Origin of the sequence: Streptomyces sp. NBC_01408 (genome assembly GCF_026340255.1) — a bacterium.
Lineage (GTDB): Bacteria > Actinomycetota > Actinomycetes > Streptomycetales > Streptomycetaceae > Streptomyces.
Map to the genome: position 1 here is coordinate 3,609,292 of NZ_JAPEPJ010000001.1, position 14,759 is coordinate 3,624,050.

Genomic DNA, 14,759 nt, shown 5'->3' on the forward strand with positions numbered 1-14,759 from the left:
GGTGCGTGTTCCGGTGGGGTGCGTGTTCCTACAGAGGGGGGAGCTCGGGCAGGCCGTCGCCGGCCATGACGGCGAGGTGGGCGCCCTGGAGGCCGCGCCCGGCCAGCCAGCCGAGCAGCTCGTCCTTGGGGCCTTCGAGGACCACCGGGGTGCCCTCCGTGCCGCCGGTGTGCCAGACCTGGCCGCCGTAGGAGGCGTTCAGGGTCACCGGCGGCACCTCCGGACGCCCGGACCAGCGGTCGGCGAGGAAGGCGATCTCCCGGTCGGTGAACTCCCCGGGGAGGTCGCGGAGCTCGTAGCCGATGTTCAGGTCTACGTGGTGCAGCTCGACCTCGACCCAGCGGCGGAACGGCACGTTGGCGGCGAGGTCCGTCACGCCGTTGCGCAGTTCGACCGTGCGGGACCAGTCCTGGGCGGGCTCGGTGGTGGCGAGGAAGCGGGCCGCGGAATCACGGAGGTCCGTCAGTTGTTCTTCCAGGGGCCGGCCGGCGTCACGTGCGATGTCCGCGTCGCGCGCGGAGGCGCTCTCGTACATCGGGCGCCCCTCGAAGACGTTGACGAGCGCGTCCGCGTTGCGTGCGAGGTGGGCCAGGATGTGGCCGCGGCTCCAGCCGGGGAGATGTGACTCCTCGGCCAGGGCCGCGTTGTCCAGTTTCGCGACAGCGGTCAGCAGTCGGTCCGTGGCTTCACGTACAGATCGCAGGTCGTGCACATGATCAGTCATGAACTCGAGCCTAGTGGCTCGTGGCCCGCGGCCACACGATCGGGTGATGCGGTCTGCGGAGTGCCGTAAATCGAATGTGCGTGCTATACGCTCGGAAGTCCAAGGACCCAGTCCATCGCAGAGGGTGCCCCCCATACCCTGGGACGGGGGCCCGTGCCCCCGCTCTCTCAAGAAAGGTGCGGACCGGCGTGACCGACCGTCTCATCGTTCGTGGCGCTCGCGAGCACAACCTGAAGAACGTCTCGCTCGACTTGCCCCGCGACTCACTCATCGTCTTCACCGGACTCTCAGGGTCGGGCAAGTCCTCCCTGGCCTTCGACACGATCTTCGCCGAGGGCCAGCGCCGCTACGTCGAGTCGCTCTCGTCGTACGCCCGCCAGTTCCTCGGGCAGATGGACAAGCCCGACGTCGACTTCATCGAGGGCCTCTCCCCGGCCGTCTCGATCGACCAGAAGTCGACCTCGCGCAACCCGCGCTCGACCGTGGGCACCATCACCGAGGTCTACGACTACCTCCGCCTCCTCTTCGCCCGTATCGGCAAGCCGCACTGCCCCGAGTGCCGGCGCCCCATCTCGCGCCAGTCGCCACAGGCGATCGTCGACAAGGTGCTCGCGCTCCCCGAGGGCAGCCGCTTCCAGGTGCTCTCGCCGCTGGTGCGCGAGCGCAAGGGCGAGTTCGTCGACCTCTTCGCCGACCTGCAGACCAAGGGCTACAGCCGGGCGCGGGTGGACGGGGAGACCATCCAGCTCTCCGAGCCGCCCACGCTGAAGAAGCAGGAGAAGCACACCATCGAGGTGGTCATCGACCGCCTCACCGTGAAGGAGAGCGCCAAGCGCCGGCTCACCGACTCGGTGGAGACCGCCCTCGGCCTGTCCGGCGGCATGGTCATCCTGGACTTCGTCGACCTCGCCGAGGACGACCCCGAGCGCGAGCGGATGTACTCCGAGCACCTCTACTGCCCGTACGACGACCTGTCCTTCGAGGAGCTGGAGCCGCGCTCCTTCTCCTTCAACTCGCCCTTCGGCGCCTGCCCGGAGTGCACGGGCATCGGCACGCGCATGGAGGTGGACCCGGAGCTGATCGTTCCGGACGAGGACAAGTCCCTGGACGAGGGAGCGGTCTCGCCGTGGTCGCTCGGCCACACCAAGGACTACTTCCAGCGGCTGATCGGCGCGCTCGCCCAGGAGCTGGGCTTCCGTACGGACATCGCATGGGCCGGACTGCCGCTGCGGGCCAGGAAGGCCCTGCTGTACGGGCACAAGACGCAGATCGAGGTCCGCTACCGCAACCGGTACGGGCGGGAGCGGGCCTACACCACGGCCTTCGAGGGCGCCGTGCCCTTCGTCAAGCGGCGGCACGCGGAGTCGGAGAGCGACGCCAGCCGTGAGCGCTTCGAGGGCTACATGCGCGAGGTGCCCTGCCCCACCTGTGACGGGACCCGGCTCAAGCCGATCGTGCTCGCGGTGACGGTGATGGAAAAGTCCATCGCCGAGGTCGCCGCGATGTCGATCAGCGAGTGCGCGGACTTCCTGGGGCGGATGCGCCTGGACGCCCGCGACAAGAAGATCGCCGAGCGGGTCCTCAAGGAGGTCAACGAGCGGCTGCGCTTCCTCGTGGACGTCGGCCTGGACTACCTCTCGCTCAACCGCGCCGCCGGCACCCTGTCGGGCGGCGAGGCCCAGCGGATCCGCCTCGCCACGCAGATCGGCTCCGGCCTGGTGGGCGTGCTCTACGTACTGGACGAGCCCTCCATCGGCCTGCACCAGCGGGACAACCACCGGCTGATCGAGACGCTGGTGCGACTGCGGGACATGGGCAACACGCTCATCGTGGTCGAGCACGACGAGGACACCATCAAGGTGGCCGACTGGGTCGTGGACATCGGCCCGGGCGCGGGCGAGCACGGCGGCAAGGTGGTGCACAGCGGCTCGCTGAAGGATCTGCTGAAGAACACCGACTCGATGACCGGGCAGTACCTGTCGGGCAAGCGGTCCATCGCGATCCCGGACGTACGGCGGCCCGTGAACGGCGAGCGGAAGCTGACCGTCCACGGCGCCAAGGAGAACAACCTGCGGGACATCGACGTGTCCTTCCCGCTGGGCGTCCTCACCGCCGTCACCGGTGTGTCCGGCTCGGGCAAGTCCACCCTGGTCAACGACATCCTCTACACGCACCTGGCGCGCGAGCTGAACGGCGCCCGCTCGGTGCCGGGACGCCACACCCGGGTGGAGGGGGACGACCTCGTCGACAAGGTCGTGCACGTCGACCAGTCGCCGATCGGCCGGACCCCGAGGTCCAACCCGGCCACGTACACCGGCGTCTTCGACCACGTGCGCAAGCTCTTCGCGGAGACGATGGAGGCGAAGGTGCGCGGTTACCTGCCGGGCCGCTTCTCCTTCAACGTGAAGGGCGGCCGGTGCGAGAACTGCTCCGGCGACGGCACGATCAAGATCGAGATGAACTTCCTGCCGGACGTCTACGTTCCTTGCGAGGTCTGCCACGGCGACCGGTACAACCGGGAGACCCTGGAGGTCCACTACAAGGGCAAGTCCATCGCGGAAGTCCTCAACATGCCGATCGAGGAGGCGCTGGACTTCTTCGAGGCGGTGCCGACGATCTCGCGGCACCTGCGGACGCTGAACGAGGTGGGGCTGGGCTACGTCCGGCTCGGCCAGTCGGCGCCGACGCTCTCGGGTGGTGAGGCGCAGCGCGTGAAGCTGGCCTCCGAGCTCCAGAAGCGCTCGACGGGCCGGACGGTGTACGTCCTGGACGAGCCGACGACGGGTCTGCACTTCGAGGACATCTCGAAACTGATCAAGGTGCTGTCGGGGCTGGTGGACAAGGGGAACTCGGTGATCGTCATCGAGCACAACCTGGACGTCGTCAAGACCGCGGACTGGGTCATCGACATGGGCCCGGAAGGCGGCTACGGCGGCGGTCTGGTCGTCGCCGAGGGCACGCCCGAGCAGGTCGCCTCGGTGGGGGCGAGCCACACCGGCAAGTTCCTGCGGGACATCCTGGGGGCGGACCGGGTCTCCGACGCGGGGGTGCCTCCGGCGCGGGTCGCGGCGAAGAAGGCCCCGGCCAAGCGGGTCGCCGCTGCGGTGAAGAAGTCGGCGGCGGCCGCTGTGGTGAAGCAGGCCGCACCGGCGAAGAAGACGGCGCGGGCCCGCAAGGCGTAGCCGCTGCGCTGTGCTCGGCGGTGGGGCTCGGCCTGTGGCCGGGCCCCTGCTGCGTGTGCGGCGCCGCGCCGCGCCGCTGCCGGGGGCTCCGCCGCCGGACCCCCGCGCCTCAAACGCCGGCGGGGCTGGATTGCCCCCGGCCCCGGGCGGTGGCGAGGCTGGGCCCCGGGGTATCGGACGTCGGCGGGGCGGGATGGGCTGGAGGGGCCGGTCAGGTGGCTACGCCCACCGCGTGGCCGGTCGTCGCGGGGTCGGTCAGGGTGGCCAGGAGGGCGTGGGCCACGTCCGCGCGGGGGATGAACCGGCCGCCGGGGACGTTGCCGCCGATGGTGCGGCGGTAGGTGCCCGTGCCGGGCCGGTTCAGCAGGCGGGGCGGGCGGATCACCGTCCACTGCGTGCGGCTGGCGGCGATGGCCGCCTCCATCACCGCCAGGTCCGCGTACAGGTCCCGCAGGACCCGCCGCAGGACGGGGAGGAACACCGCCCGCGTGAAGAACCCGTCGCCCGGCACGTCCGGGCCGACCGGGGCCGCGCTGACGGCCGTCAGCCGGGTCACTCCGGTCCGCTCCATCGCTGCGAGGATGCCCCGGAGCGCCGGACCGGTGACCGGGGCCGCCTTGGCCTGCTTGTTGTTGGCCGAGCCGAGGGCCGAGACCACCGCCGACCGCCCCTCCAGCACGGGCACGAGCGCATCCGCGTCCGTCAGGTCCGGCACGACCGCCACCTGGAGCCGGTCGTGCGGCGCCACGGCCAGCCGGGCCGGGTCGCGGACGACGGCCGTCACCTCGTGGCCGGCGGCCAGCGCCTGCAGGACGACCTCCCGGCCCACGCCGCCGGTGGCCCCGAATACCGTGAGTTTCATGGCGCCATCCTCTCCCGGGCGGGCGGAGCCGCGGACGGCTCCGGCTCGATGCCGGTCCACAGGCCCTGGGTTGTCCTAGCCCTCGTCCGTGAGCTCGGCCGCGTACGGGGGCTCCGCGCCCGGCCGGCTACAGGTCAGGGCCGCCGCGTGCGCCGCGTACGTGAGGACGTCCGGCCAGTCCACCGGGCCGCCGGGCGCGGCCGAAAGCCGGTGCAGCAGAGCCGCGTTGACGGTGTCGCCCGCCCCGATCGTGTCGGCCACGGCGACCTCGCGGGCCGCCACGGTGTGCTCCGCGCCCTCGCGGGTCCACACCGTCAGCCCCGACGCGCCGCGGGTCAGCACCACCGCCGACGGTCCCGCCGCCAGCCAGTCCGAGGCCCGGCCGCCCAGCCACCGCGCGTCCTCCTCCGACAGCTTCAGGACGGTCGCGGACGGCAGCAGCCGGTCCAGGAACCGCGCCCGGTACGCCGCGGGGTCCGCGATCAGCGCGGGCCGGATGTTGGGGTCCAGCAGGGTCAGCAGCCCGCGCCGCGACTCCCGGCGCAGCAGGGCCTCGTACGCACTCGCGCCCGGCTCCAGGACCAGGGAGCAGGTGCCGAGCGCCAGGGCCCGTACGCCCTCCGGGAGGGCGGGGGGCAAGGTGAACAGCCGGTCCGCGGTGCCCTCGACGTAGAAGCCGTACGAGGCCGAGCCGTCCGGGCCCAGCGAGGGCACGGCGAGGGTGGTCGGCTCCGGACCGCGCTGGACCAGCGACAGGTCCACTCCGGCCGCCCGCAGCCCGGCCAGCAGGGTCTCGCCGAAGCCGTCCGCCGAGACCCTGGAGCAGAAGGCCACCTCGGCGCCGAGCCGCCCCAGCGCCAGCGCGGTGTTGTACGGCCCGCCGCCGGGCCGCGGCAGTAGCGCGCCCGGTGGCCGCGCCACGGGCACGAGGTCGATCAGGGCTTCTCCACCGACGACGATCACGCGGGGGAAGTTACCCCATCCGGCGGTGGAATCCGGCGGCGGTATCGTCGGGTGCACGGTTCACCGTGCACCGTGCACCACCCGTCGCCACCGTTGCTCCAGGAGACTCCCATGCCCGCGTCGCCGTCCCCCGCCCGCCGTACCGTCCTGCGGGGCGCCGCCGCGCTCGCGGGAGCAGCGGGCGCCGGAGCGGCCCTCACGGCCTGCTCGACCGCGACCAACAGCGGCGGGAACACCCCGGCGACGCCCACCGCCCCGGTGGAGCTGGGGGCCGCCGCCGACGTGCCGGTCGGCGGGACCAAGCTCTACCGGGAGCAGAAGCTGATCGTCAGCTGCCCGGCGGAGGGCCAGTACAAGGCGTTCAGCGCCCAGTGCACGCACGCCGGCTGCGTCCTGGACAAGATCGTCGAAGGCGAGGGCAACTGCCCCTGCCACGGCAGCCGCTTCGACGTGAACACCGGCAAGGTCCTGCGCGGTCCGGCCACCGACCCGCTGCCCGCCGTCCCGGTCACCGCCACGGGCGGCAAGCTCGTCGCGGGCTGACCCCCGCCGCGCTCGGACCGGTCAGGCCCAGTCCCAGGCGATCCCGAGCAGCCCGCGCCGCACGTCCCGCTCCACCAGGTGCACCGACCGGTGGCGTCCGCTCGGCGTCAGGTCCGCGAGGCCGGTGCGCCGGGCCCCGGGCCCGGTACGGGCGAACCGCAGGCAGCGCACCGGCAGCGCGGCCTCGTCGAAGCGCACCTGGAGCATGTACTGGCCGCCCGCGTAGCTGAAGCCGCGCACGTACTCGGTGCTGCGGGTCCCCGTGCCGTCCTCGATCCCGTAGCCGAAGACGTACGTGTCGCCGCGCCGCAGCCGGGCGTCGAAGAGCAGCTCCGCGACCACCAGCCCGGACTCCGGGTGCCACCGCACGCGGCCCGTGCGGCAGTTCTCGTAGGCCGTCACCTCCACCCGGGACGGGTCACAGCCCGGATCGCCGTGGTGGACGGCGAGATAGCGGTCCACGCCGTCGCGGTGGGCCCGTACGATCTGCTGCGAATCGCGACCGGACAGCTCGCCCGCGGGCCCGATGCGGACCCGCTCGTGGTGGCCGACCGAGTGCAGACCCCCGTCCGGCGAGAGGTCCATCGCCTCCAGCAGCCGCTCCACCGCCGCGCCCGCGCTCACCAGCGCCCGGTACGAGCGGGCGGCCGGGCGGGCGGGTTCCGAGGGGGACCCGGGCCCCAGGAGGCGCAGGAGGGTGCCGTCCGGCAGTTCGAGGATCTGCTCCAGGGCGCGGACGGCCCGGAGGGACTCCTTGTGGCGGGGCCGCCGGGCGCCCTGCTGCCAGTAACTGAGGCTGGTGACCCCGACCTTGATGCCGCGCGCCGCGAGCCGGTGCTGTATCCGGTGCAGGGGCAGCCCGCGTGCGGCCAGGGCGGCCCGCAGGGCCAGGTGGAAGGGGCCCTCGCGCAGCAGCCGGCCGGTTTCCGCCGTGCCTGGAGTGCGTGCCGTGCCCGCCGTGCCCGCCGTTTCCCCGGTCGGCCCCATGGCGACTCCTCTGTGAACGTTCACACGCGCCGCAGCGGGGGGATCGCGCCAGGGGCCGGGAGGACCAGGTGAATCCACAGCCACCGTTCACACCGCAGCCCCACCGTTCACACCGCAATGTCAACGCGTATTGAAGCGTGTTGACCTGATCGCGACAACACCCTGATGCTCCTCCACAGCGTCCGGACGCGCTCCTCCACCCCCCCACTCCCCACCTCGGGAGGAACGCGATGCGCAACCGAAACCGGCGGCTTTCCCTGGCCGCCTTCCTCACCGCCCTGCTCATGGCCCTGTCCACCGCCGGCACCGCCACCGCCGCCCCGGACACCGCCGACCCGGCCCTCGCCACCAAGCGCCTGAACATCACCATGCAGGCGCAGCAGAAGACCAACTGGTGCTGGGCCGCCGGCGGCAACACCATCGCCACCTGGTTCGGCCGGAACTACAGCCAGAACCAGTTCTGCAACGCCGCCTTCAACCGCCAGCAGGGCTACGACTGCCCCAACAACCAGGCCACCCTCGGCAACGTCCAGACCGGGCTGCGCTGGGCGGGCATCAACTCCGGCTCCTACGTGAACGGCTGGCTCCAGTACTCCACCGTCCAGACCGAGATCAACGCCGACCGTCCGGTCGAGACCCGGATCCAGTGGTCCAACGGTGGCGGCCACATGCACGTCATCTACGGCTACGACACCGCCAACAGCTGGGTCTACTGGGGCGACCCCTGGCCCTCCAGCGACCGCTACAACTGGGCCTCGCACGCCTGGTACGTGGACAACAGCACCTTCTCCTGGACCCACTCCCTCTACCGGATAGGGGCGTGACCGCCATGGCCCCGCGCGCCGCCGCCACCGCCGCTGCCGCGGTCCTCGCCGCCGCCGTCCTGCTCGGCCTGGCCCCGCAGGCCGCCGCCTCCCCAGCCCCCGTGCCGCAGCCCGAGGCCGCCACCGCCGAGGCCAGGGAGGCCGCCGCCGCGGCCGCCGCGGCCCCCGACACCCTCGCCACCCTCTCCCGCTTCTTCGCCCGGGAGGGCAAGGTCGGCCTGACCGCCGCGCAGCCCCGCATCGAGGGCGAGGCGGTCCCGGTGCACCACCTCTCCCCGGACTTCGTCGCGGGCAAGGAGGGGGCGTCCGTCGCCCGCCTGGAGTTCCTCGCCAGCAAGGCGGTCTCCTCCGACGGGCAGCAGGCCGCGCTGTGGACCGCACGGACCGGATCCGGCTGGCAGGTGGTGAACATCGCCACCGGCGACGACGAGTTCCGCTACGCACAGCTCGGCGCCGCGAAGCTGCCCGGTGGGACCGTGTTCCGGGAGCCCCAGACCGACGCCTGGTACGTGGCCGGGGGCAGCCAGGTGCTGCCGCTGGACGAGGACGCGGAGCGGGCCGTGGGCGCCGGGGGCACCACCCTCGACGCGTACCGGGCCCGCGTGACCAAGGCGTACGGGGACAAGCTCCCCGGCTCCGCGTATGCCCGGCGGGGCGTGGCGGGGGGCTTCGCGGAGCCGGTTCCCGTGCCGGTGGCCGGACCCGGTTCGCGGGGCTCCGGGGCTCCGGTGGGGCTGGTGGCCGGCTCGGCGGGGGCGCTCGCGCTGGGGGGTGCCGGGGTGCTGGTGCTGGTGCTGGTGCTGCGTCGGCGGTGCGCTGCCGGCTAGGCGTCCCGCCCGCCAGCCCGCAGGGCCCGCCTCCCCCCAGAGCCGGGCCCTGCGGCCCGCCGCCCCCCGCCCCGCCGCTGCCAGGGGCTCCGCCCCGGGACCCCCGCGCCTCGGTCGTCGGCGAGGCTCAAGATCGGGGCTCCGCCCCGGACCCCGCGCCTCAATCGCCGGCGGGGCTGGAAGGTGGCCGGCGGGGCTGGAGGATGGGCTCCGCCCCCACTCCCCGTGCCTCGATCGTCGGCGAGGCTCAAGATCGGGGCTCCGCCCCGGACCCCGCGCCTCAAACGCCGGCGGGGCTGGAAGGTTGCCGGCGGGGCTGGACGCTGCTCCTGCGGGAGCAACCGCGCGCGGCGCCCTTCCCTGCCCGGCGGGCCGGGTTGGACGCAGGGCGACTCCAGCCCCGCCGGCGTTTGAGGCGCGGGTCCGGGCGGAGCCCGGGGAACGGTGGAAGGGCGGGGGGTGGGGGACGGCCCCGCGCAGCGGATCACCGCAGCCACGGCGGCGGCGGCCCCGCGCAGCGGATCACCGCAGCTATGGCGGCGGCGGCCCCGCGCAGCGGATCACCGCAGCTATGGCGGCGGCAGCTCCGCGCGGCGGTTCAGCGGAGCCATGGCGGCGGCAGCCCGCGCAGCGGAACCGCAGGCGGTCACGGCGGCGGGGGCCGTGCCCCAGACAACCGCGGCCCCCGCGGGAGGCGACGGGTACGGCCCGTTGTCGGCGCGCGCAAGTAGGGTGGTTGGCATGGCCGACCCTTCCAGCTACCGCCCCAAGCCGGGACAGATCCCCGACTCACCGGGGGTCTACCGATTCCGCGACGAGCACCGCCGGGTGATCTATGTCGGGAAGGCCAAGAGCCTGCGCCAGCGCCTGGCCAGCTACTTCCAGGACGTCGCCGGACTGCACCCCCGTACCGCCACGATGGTGACCACGGCCGCTTCCGTCGAGTGGACCGTGGTGTCCACCGAGGTCGAGGCGCTCCAGCTGGAGTACTCCTGGATCAAGGAGTACGACCCCCGGTTCAACGTCAAGTACCGCGACGACAAGAGCTACCCCTCCCTCGCCGTCACCATGAACGAGGAGTACCCCCGCGTCCAGGTCATGCGCGGCCCGAAGAAGAAGGGCGTGCGCTACTTCGGTCCGTACGGGCACGCCTGGGCCATCCGCGAGACCGTCGACCTGATGCTCCGGGTGTTCCCGGTACGCACCTGCTCCGCCGGGGTGTTCAAGCGCTCCGCGCAGATCGGCCGCCCCTGCCTGCTCGGCTACATCGGCAAGTGCTCCGCGCCCTGCGTGGGCCGGGTCACCCCCGAGGAGCACCGCGAACTGGCCGAGGACTTCTGCGACTTCATGGCCGGCCGCACCGGCACCTACCTCTCCCGGCTGGAGAAGGAGATGCACGAGGCGGCCGAGGAGATGGAGTACGAGAAGGCCGCCCGGCTGCGCGACGACATAGGGGCGCTGCGCCGGGCCATGGAGAAGAACGCCGTCGTCCTCGGCGACGCCACCGACGCCGACCTGATCGCGGTCGCCGAGGACGAGCTGGAAGCCGCCGTGCAGATCTTCCACGTACGCGGCGGCCGGGTCCGCGGCCAGCGCGGCTGGGTCACCGACAAGGTCGAGGCCGTGGACACGGCCGGGCTCGTCGAGCACGCGCTCCAGCAGCTCTACGGGGAGGAGAAGGGCGAGGCCGTCCCCAAGGAGGTGCTGGTACCGGCGCTCCCGGAGGACACGCCCGCGCTGAACGAGTGGCTGGCCGAGCGGCGCGGGTCCCAGGTCAGCCTGCGCATCCCGCAGCGCGGCGACAAGAAGGCCCTCATGGAGACGGTCCACCGCAACGCGCAGCAGTCGCTCGCCCTGCACAAGACCAAGCGCGCCAGCGACCTGACCACCCGCTCCCGGGCCCTGGAGGAGATCGCCGAGGCCCTGGAGCTGGACGGCGCCCCGCTGCGCATCGAGTGCTTCGACATCTCCCACCTCCAGGGCGACGACGTGGTGGCCTCCATGGTCGTCTTCGAGGACGGTCTCGCCCGCAAGAGCGAGTACCGGCGCTTCCAGATCAAGGGCCGTGTCGGAGACACGCAGGTCTGGCACGGCGAGGGGCAGGACGACGTCCGCTCCATGCACGAGGTGGTCTCCCGGCGCTTCCGCCGCTACCTCCAGGAGAAGCTGAAGACGGGGGAGTGGTCGCCCGAAGACGGCGCTGACGGCGGGGACCCGCTCGCGGAGGACGACGGGCGGCCCCGGCGCTTCGCGTACCCGCCGCAGCTCGTCGTGGTCGACGGCGGGCAGCCGCAGGTCGCCGCCGCCAAGCGGGCCCTGGAGGAGCTCGGCATCGACGACGTCGCCGTGTGCGGCCTGGCCAAGCGGCTGGAGGAGGTCTGGCTGCCCGGCGAGGACGACCCGGTGGTGCTGCCCCGCACCAGCGAGGGCCTCTACCTGCTCCAGCGGGTGCGTGACGAAGCCCACCGCTTCGCCATCCAGTACCAGCGCAACAAGCGGGGCAAGCGCCTGAAGTCCGGCCCGCTGGACGAGGTGCCCGGCCTCGGGGAGAGCCGCAAGCTGGCCCTCGTGAAGCACTTCGGTTCGGTGAAGAAGCTGAGACAGGCGACAATCGACCAGATCTGCGAGGTCCCGGGGATAGGCCGCAAGACGGCCGAGACCGTGGCCGCGGCCCTCGCCCAGGCGGTTCCCGCCGGCCCTGCCGTCAACACGGCCACAGGAGAGATCATTGAGGATGAGACCCCCGCGCCAGCGGGAGCATCGTCCGAACGGGGGACCGAGCAATGACCGAGCACGAGTCCGATCGCAAGACCGCGCACGACCGAGACGGAGCACAGGTGAGTACGGGCACGACAGTGGAGCCCGGCGATACCGCCGAGGCGGCCATCCCCGAGCTGGTGATCATCTCCGGAATGTCCGGGGCCGGCCGCAGTACGGCGGCCAAGTGTCTGGAGGACCTCGGCTGGTTCGTCGTCGACAACCTCCCGCCGGCGCTGATTCCCACCATGGTGGAGCTCGGCGCCCGCTCCCAGGGCAACGTGGCGCGGATCGCCGTCGTCGTCGACGTCCGCGGCCGCCAGTTCTTCGACGCCCTGCGGGAGTCCCTCGCCGACCTCGACAGCAAGGGCGTCAACCGCCGCATCGTCTTCCTGGAGTCCTCCGACGACGCGCTCGTGCGCCGCTTCGAGTCGGTCCGCCGCCCGCACCCGCTCCAGGGCGACGGGCGCATCACCGACGGCATCGCCGCCGAGCGCGACCTGCTGCGCGAGCTGCGCGGCGACGCCGACCTGGTGATCGACACCTCCAGCCTGAACGTGCACGAGCTGCGCGCCAAGATGGACGCCCAGTTCGCCGGTGACGAGGAGCCCGAGCTGCGGGCCACCGTCATGTCCTTCGGCTACAAGTACGGCCTGCCCGTGGACGCCGACCTCGTCGTCGACTGCCGCTTCATCCCCAACCCGCACTGGGTCCCGGAACTGCGCCCCTTCACCGGGCTCAACGAGGAGGTGTCGGGGTACGTCTTCAGCCAGCCCGGCGCCAAGGAGTTCCTCGACCGCTACACCGAGCTGCTCCAGCTGATCGCCACCGGCTACCGCCGCGAGGGCAAGCGGTACGTGACCATCGCGGTCGGGTGCACGGGCGGCAAGCACCGCAGCGTGGCCATGTCCGAGAAGCTCGCCGCCCGCCTCGCCTCCGAGGGAGTCGAGACCGTCGTAGTCCACCGGGACATGGGGCGCGAGTGACCGCACGGACCCCGCGGCTGAGCCGTCTGCGCCGCCTCACCCCGGGACGGGGCGAGGCCGGCGCGGGCCGCCCCGGCCGCCGGCGCGGCGCCACGCCCAAGGTGGTCGCGCTCGGCGGCGGCCAGGGCCTGTCGGCCTCCCTCGCCGCCCTGCGCCGGATCACCGGTGACCTCACCGCCGTGGTCACCGTCGCCGACGACGGCGGCTCCAGCGGCCGGCTCCGGGAGGAGCTCGCCGTGCTGCCGCCCGGCGACCTGCGCAAGGCGCTGGCCGCGCTGTGCGGGGACGACGACTGGGGCCAGACCTGGGCCCGGGTCATCCAGCACCGCTTCCAGTCCCAGGGCGACCTGCACGGGCACGCCGTGGGCAACCTGCTGATCGTCGCCCTGTGGGAACAGCTCGGCGACCCCGTCCAGGCCCTGGACCTGGTCGGCAAGCTGCTCGGCGCGCAGGGCCGGGTGCTGCCGATGTCGGCGGTGCCGCTGGAGCTCCAGGCCCTGGTCAAGGGCCACGATCCGGCCCGCCCGCAGGACGTGGACACCGTCCGCGGGCAGGCCACGGTGGCCCTGACCCCGGGCGAGGTGCTCTCCGTACAGGTCGTGCCCAGCGACCCGCCGGCCGTGCCGGAGGCCGTCGCGGCGGTCCTGGACGCCGACTGGGTGGTGCTCGGACCGGGGTCCTGGTTCTCCTCCGTGATCCCGCACCTGCTGGTGCCGGAACTGCTCGACGCGCTGATCGAGACGAAGGCCCGCCGGGTCCTCTCGCTGAACCTCGCACCGCAGCCCGGGGAAACAGAGGGCTTCTCTCCGCAGCGTCATTTGGAGGTTTTGGCCCGACACGCCCCTAAACTCGCCCTGGACGTGGTGTTGGCCGACCAGGCCGCCGTGCCCGACCGCGAGTCCCTCGCCGATGCCGCACAACGGTTCGGTGCCGCGGTCGAGCTGGCGCCGGTGGCCAGGGAAGACGGCTCCCCGAAGCATGATCCGGAGCTGCTTGCAGCCGCGTACGACCGTATTTTTCGGATGCATGGAAGGATCGGCCCATGGCGATGACGCCCGCGGTGAAGGATGAGATCTCGCGCCTTCCCGTCACCCGGACCTGCTGCAGGAAGGCGGAGGTCTCGGCGATCCTTCGGTTCGCGGGCGGCCTCCACCTGGTGAGCGGCCGCATCGTCATCGAGGCGGAGCTGGACACCGGGATCGCCGCCCGGCGCCTGCGCAAGGACATCCTGGAGATCTTCGGCCACTCCTCTGACCTCGTGGTCATGGCGCCGGGCGGACTGCGCCGCGGCAGCCGCTACGTCGTACGGGTGGTGGCCGGCGGTGACCAGCTGGCCCGCCAGACGGGCCTCGTGGACGGCCGCGGCCGTCCCATCCGGGGTCTGCCCCCGCAGGTGGTCTCCGGGGCCACCTGCGACGCGGAGGCGGCCTGGCGCGGTGCCTTCCTGGCCCACGGCTCGCTCACCGAACCGGGCAGGTCCTCCTCCCTGGAGGTCACCTGCCCCGGCCCGGAGGCCGCCCTGGCCCTGGTCGGCGCCGCCCGCCGGCTCTCCATCGCCGCCAAGGCGCGCGAGGTGCGCGGGGTGGACCGGGTCGTGGTCCGCGACGGGGACGCCATCGGCGCCCTGCTGACCCGCCTCGGCGCCCACGAGTCGGTGCTGGCCTGGGAGGAGCGGCGGATGCGGCGCGAGGTCCGCGCCACCGCCAACCGCCTCGCCAACTTCGACGACGCCAACCTGCGCCGCTCGGCGCGGGCCGCGGTGGCCGCGGGTGCCCGCGTACAGCGCGCGCTGGAGATCCTCGGCGAGGAGGTCCCCGAGCACCTCGCCGCGGCCGGCCGGCTGCGCATGGAGCACAAGCAGGCCTCCCTGGAGGAGCTGGGCGCGCTCGCCGACCCGCCGCTGACCAAGGACGCGGTCGCGGGCCGGATCCGCCGCCTGCTGGCGATGGCGGACAAGCGGGCCCAGGACCTCGGCATCCCGGGCACCGAGTCGAACCTCGACCTCAGCGAGGAGATGGCCGACAACATGGCCGGCTGACCGGTTCCCCCGTACGGCGAAAAAGAGGCCCGCGCGCTCACCCGCACGGGCCTCTTTCCGGCTGTA

12 protein-coding genes are annotated in these 14,759 nt (G+C 72.9%); 8 read left to right on the forward strand and 4 right to left on the reverse strand.

What is annotated here, in order from left to right; genetic code table 11:
* Nucleotides 1–28: 28 nt before the first annotated feature.
* A complete protein-coding gene (locus OG447_RS16435) occupies nucleotides 29–724 on the reverse strand; it encodes a maleylpyruvate isomerase family mycothiol-dependent enzyme (RefSeq protein ID WP_266937314.1) in 696 nt (231 codons plus the stop codon).
* A 188-nt stretch (nucleotides 725–912) separates the two neighbouring features.
* Between OG447_RS16435 and uvrA the strand changes: the two genes are divergently transcribed.
* Nucleotides 913–3,906, forward strand: coding sequence for an excinuclease ABC subunit UvrA (uvrA, locus tag OG447_RS16440; protein ID WP_266937316.1), 2,994 nt, complete (start codon nucleotides 913–915; stop codon nucleotides 3,904–3,906).
* Nucleotides 3,907–4,117: 211 nt separating this feature from the next.
* Here the strand turns inward: uvrA and OG447_RS16445 are convergent, their stop codons facing one another.
* Entirely contained in the window at nucleotides 4,118–4,768 is a 651-nt protein-coding gene (locus OG447_RS16445; RefSeq protein WP_266937317.1) for an NAD(P)-dependent oxidoreductase, read from the reverse strand.
* A 75-nt stretch (nucleotides 4,769–4,843) separates the two neighbouring features.
* Nucleotides 4,844–5,731 carry a carbohydrate kinase gene (locus OG447_RS16450; protein ID WP_266937319.1) on the reverse strand — a complete coding sequence of 296 codons (888 nt, stop codon included), beginning with the start codon at nucleotides 5,729–5,731 and terminating at the stop codon, nucleotides 4,844–4,846.
* 111 nt (nucleotides 5,732–5,842) lie between these two features.
* Between OG447_RS16450 and OG447_RS16455 the strand changes: the two genes are divergently transcribed.
* Nucleotides 5,843–6,274, forward strand: coding sequence for a Rieske (2Fe-2S) protein (locus OG447_RS16455; protein WP_266937321.1), 432 nt, complete (start codon nucleotides 5,843–5,845; stop codon nucleotides 6,272–6,274).
* 21 nt (nucleotides 6,275–6,295) lie between these two features.
* Here the strand turns inward: OG447_RS16455 and OG447_RS16460 are convergent, their stop codons facing one another.
* Nucleotides 6,296–7,261, reverse strand: a complete 966-nt coding sequence (locus tag OG447_RS16460) for a hypothetical protein (RefSeq protein ID WP_266937323.1) — start codon at nucleotides 7,259–7,261, stop codon at nucleotides 6,296–6,298.
* A 230-nt stretch (nucleotides 7,262–7,491) separates the two neighbouring features.
* Here OG447_RS16460 and OG447_RS16465 point away from each other — a divergent pair, with 230 nt between their 5' ends.
* The 6 genes from OG447_RS16465 (at nucleotide 7,492) to whiA (ending at nucleotide 14,693) form a co-directional block, all read left to right on the forward strand.
* Entirely contained in the window at nucleotides 7,492–8,085 is a 594-nt protein-coding gene (locus OG447_RS16465; RefSeq protein ID WP_266937324.1) for a papain-like cysteine protease family protein, read from the forward strand.
* Between the two features lie 5 nt (nucleotides 8,086–8,090).
* Complete coding sequence (locus tag OG447_RS16470) at nucleotides 8,091–8,912, forward strand: hypothetical protein (RefSeq protein WP_266938905.1); 822 nt, start codon at nucleotides 8,091–8,093, stop codon at nucleotides 8,910–8,912.
* Nucleotides 8,913–9,653: 741 nt separating this feature from the next.
* Entirely contained in the window at nucleotides 9,654–11,699 is a 2,046-nt protein-coding gene (gene uvrC / locus OG447_RS16475) for an excinuclease ABC subunit UvrC (protein WP_266937325.1), read from the forward strand.
* Nucleotides 11,696–12,655: an RNase adapter RapZ gene (rapZ, locus tag OG447_RS16480; RefSeq protein ID WP_266937326.1), complete on the forward strand. Its 960-nt coding sequence runs from the start codon at nucleotides 11,696–11,698 to the stop codon at nucleotides 12,653–12,655. Before uvrC ends, rapZ begins: the two co-directional genes overlap by 4 nt.
* Nucleotides 12,652–13,707, forward strand: coding sequence for a uridine diphosphate-N-acetylglucosamine-binding protein YvcK (gene yvcK, locus OG447_RS16485; RefSeq protein ID WP_266937328.1), 1,056 nt, complete (start codon nucleotides 12,652–12,654; stop codon nucleotides 13,705–13,707). Before rapZ ends, yvcK begins: the two co-directional genes overlap by 4 nt.
* Entirely contained in the window at nucleotides 13,698–14,693 is a 996-nt protein-coding gene (gene whiA / locus OG447_RS16490; protein WP_030009075.1) for a DNA-binding protein WhiA, read from the forward strand. Before yvcK ends, whiA begins: the two co-directional genes overlap by 10 nt.
* The last annotated feature ends 66 nt before the right edge of the window (nucleotides 14,694–14,759 follow it).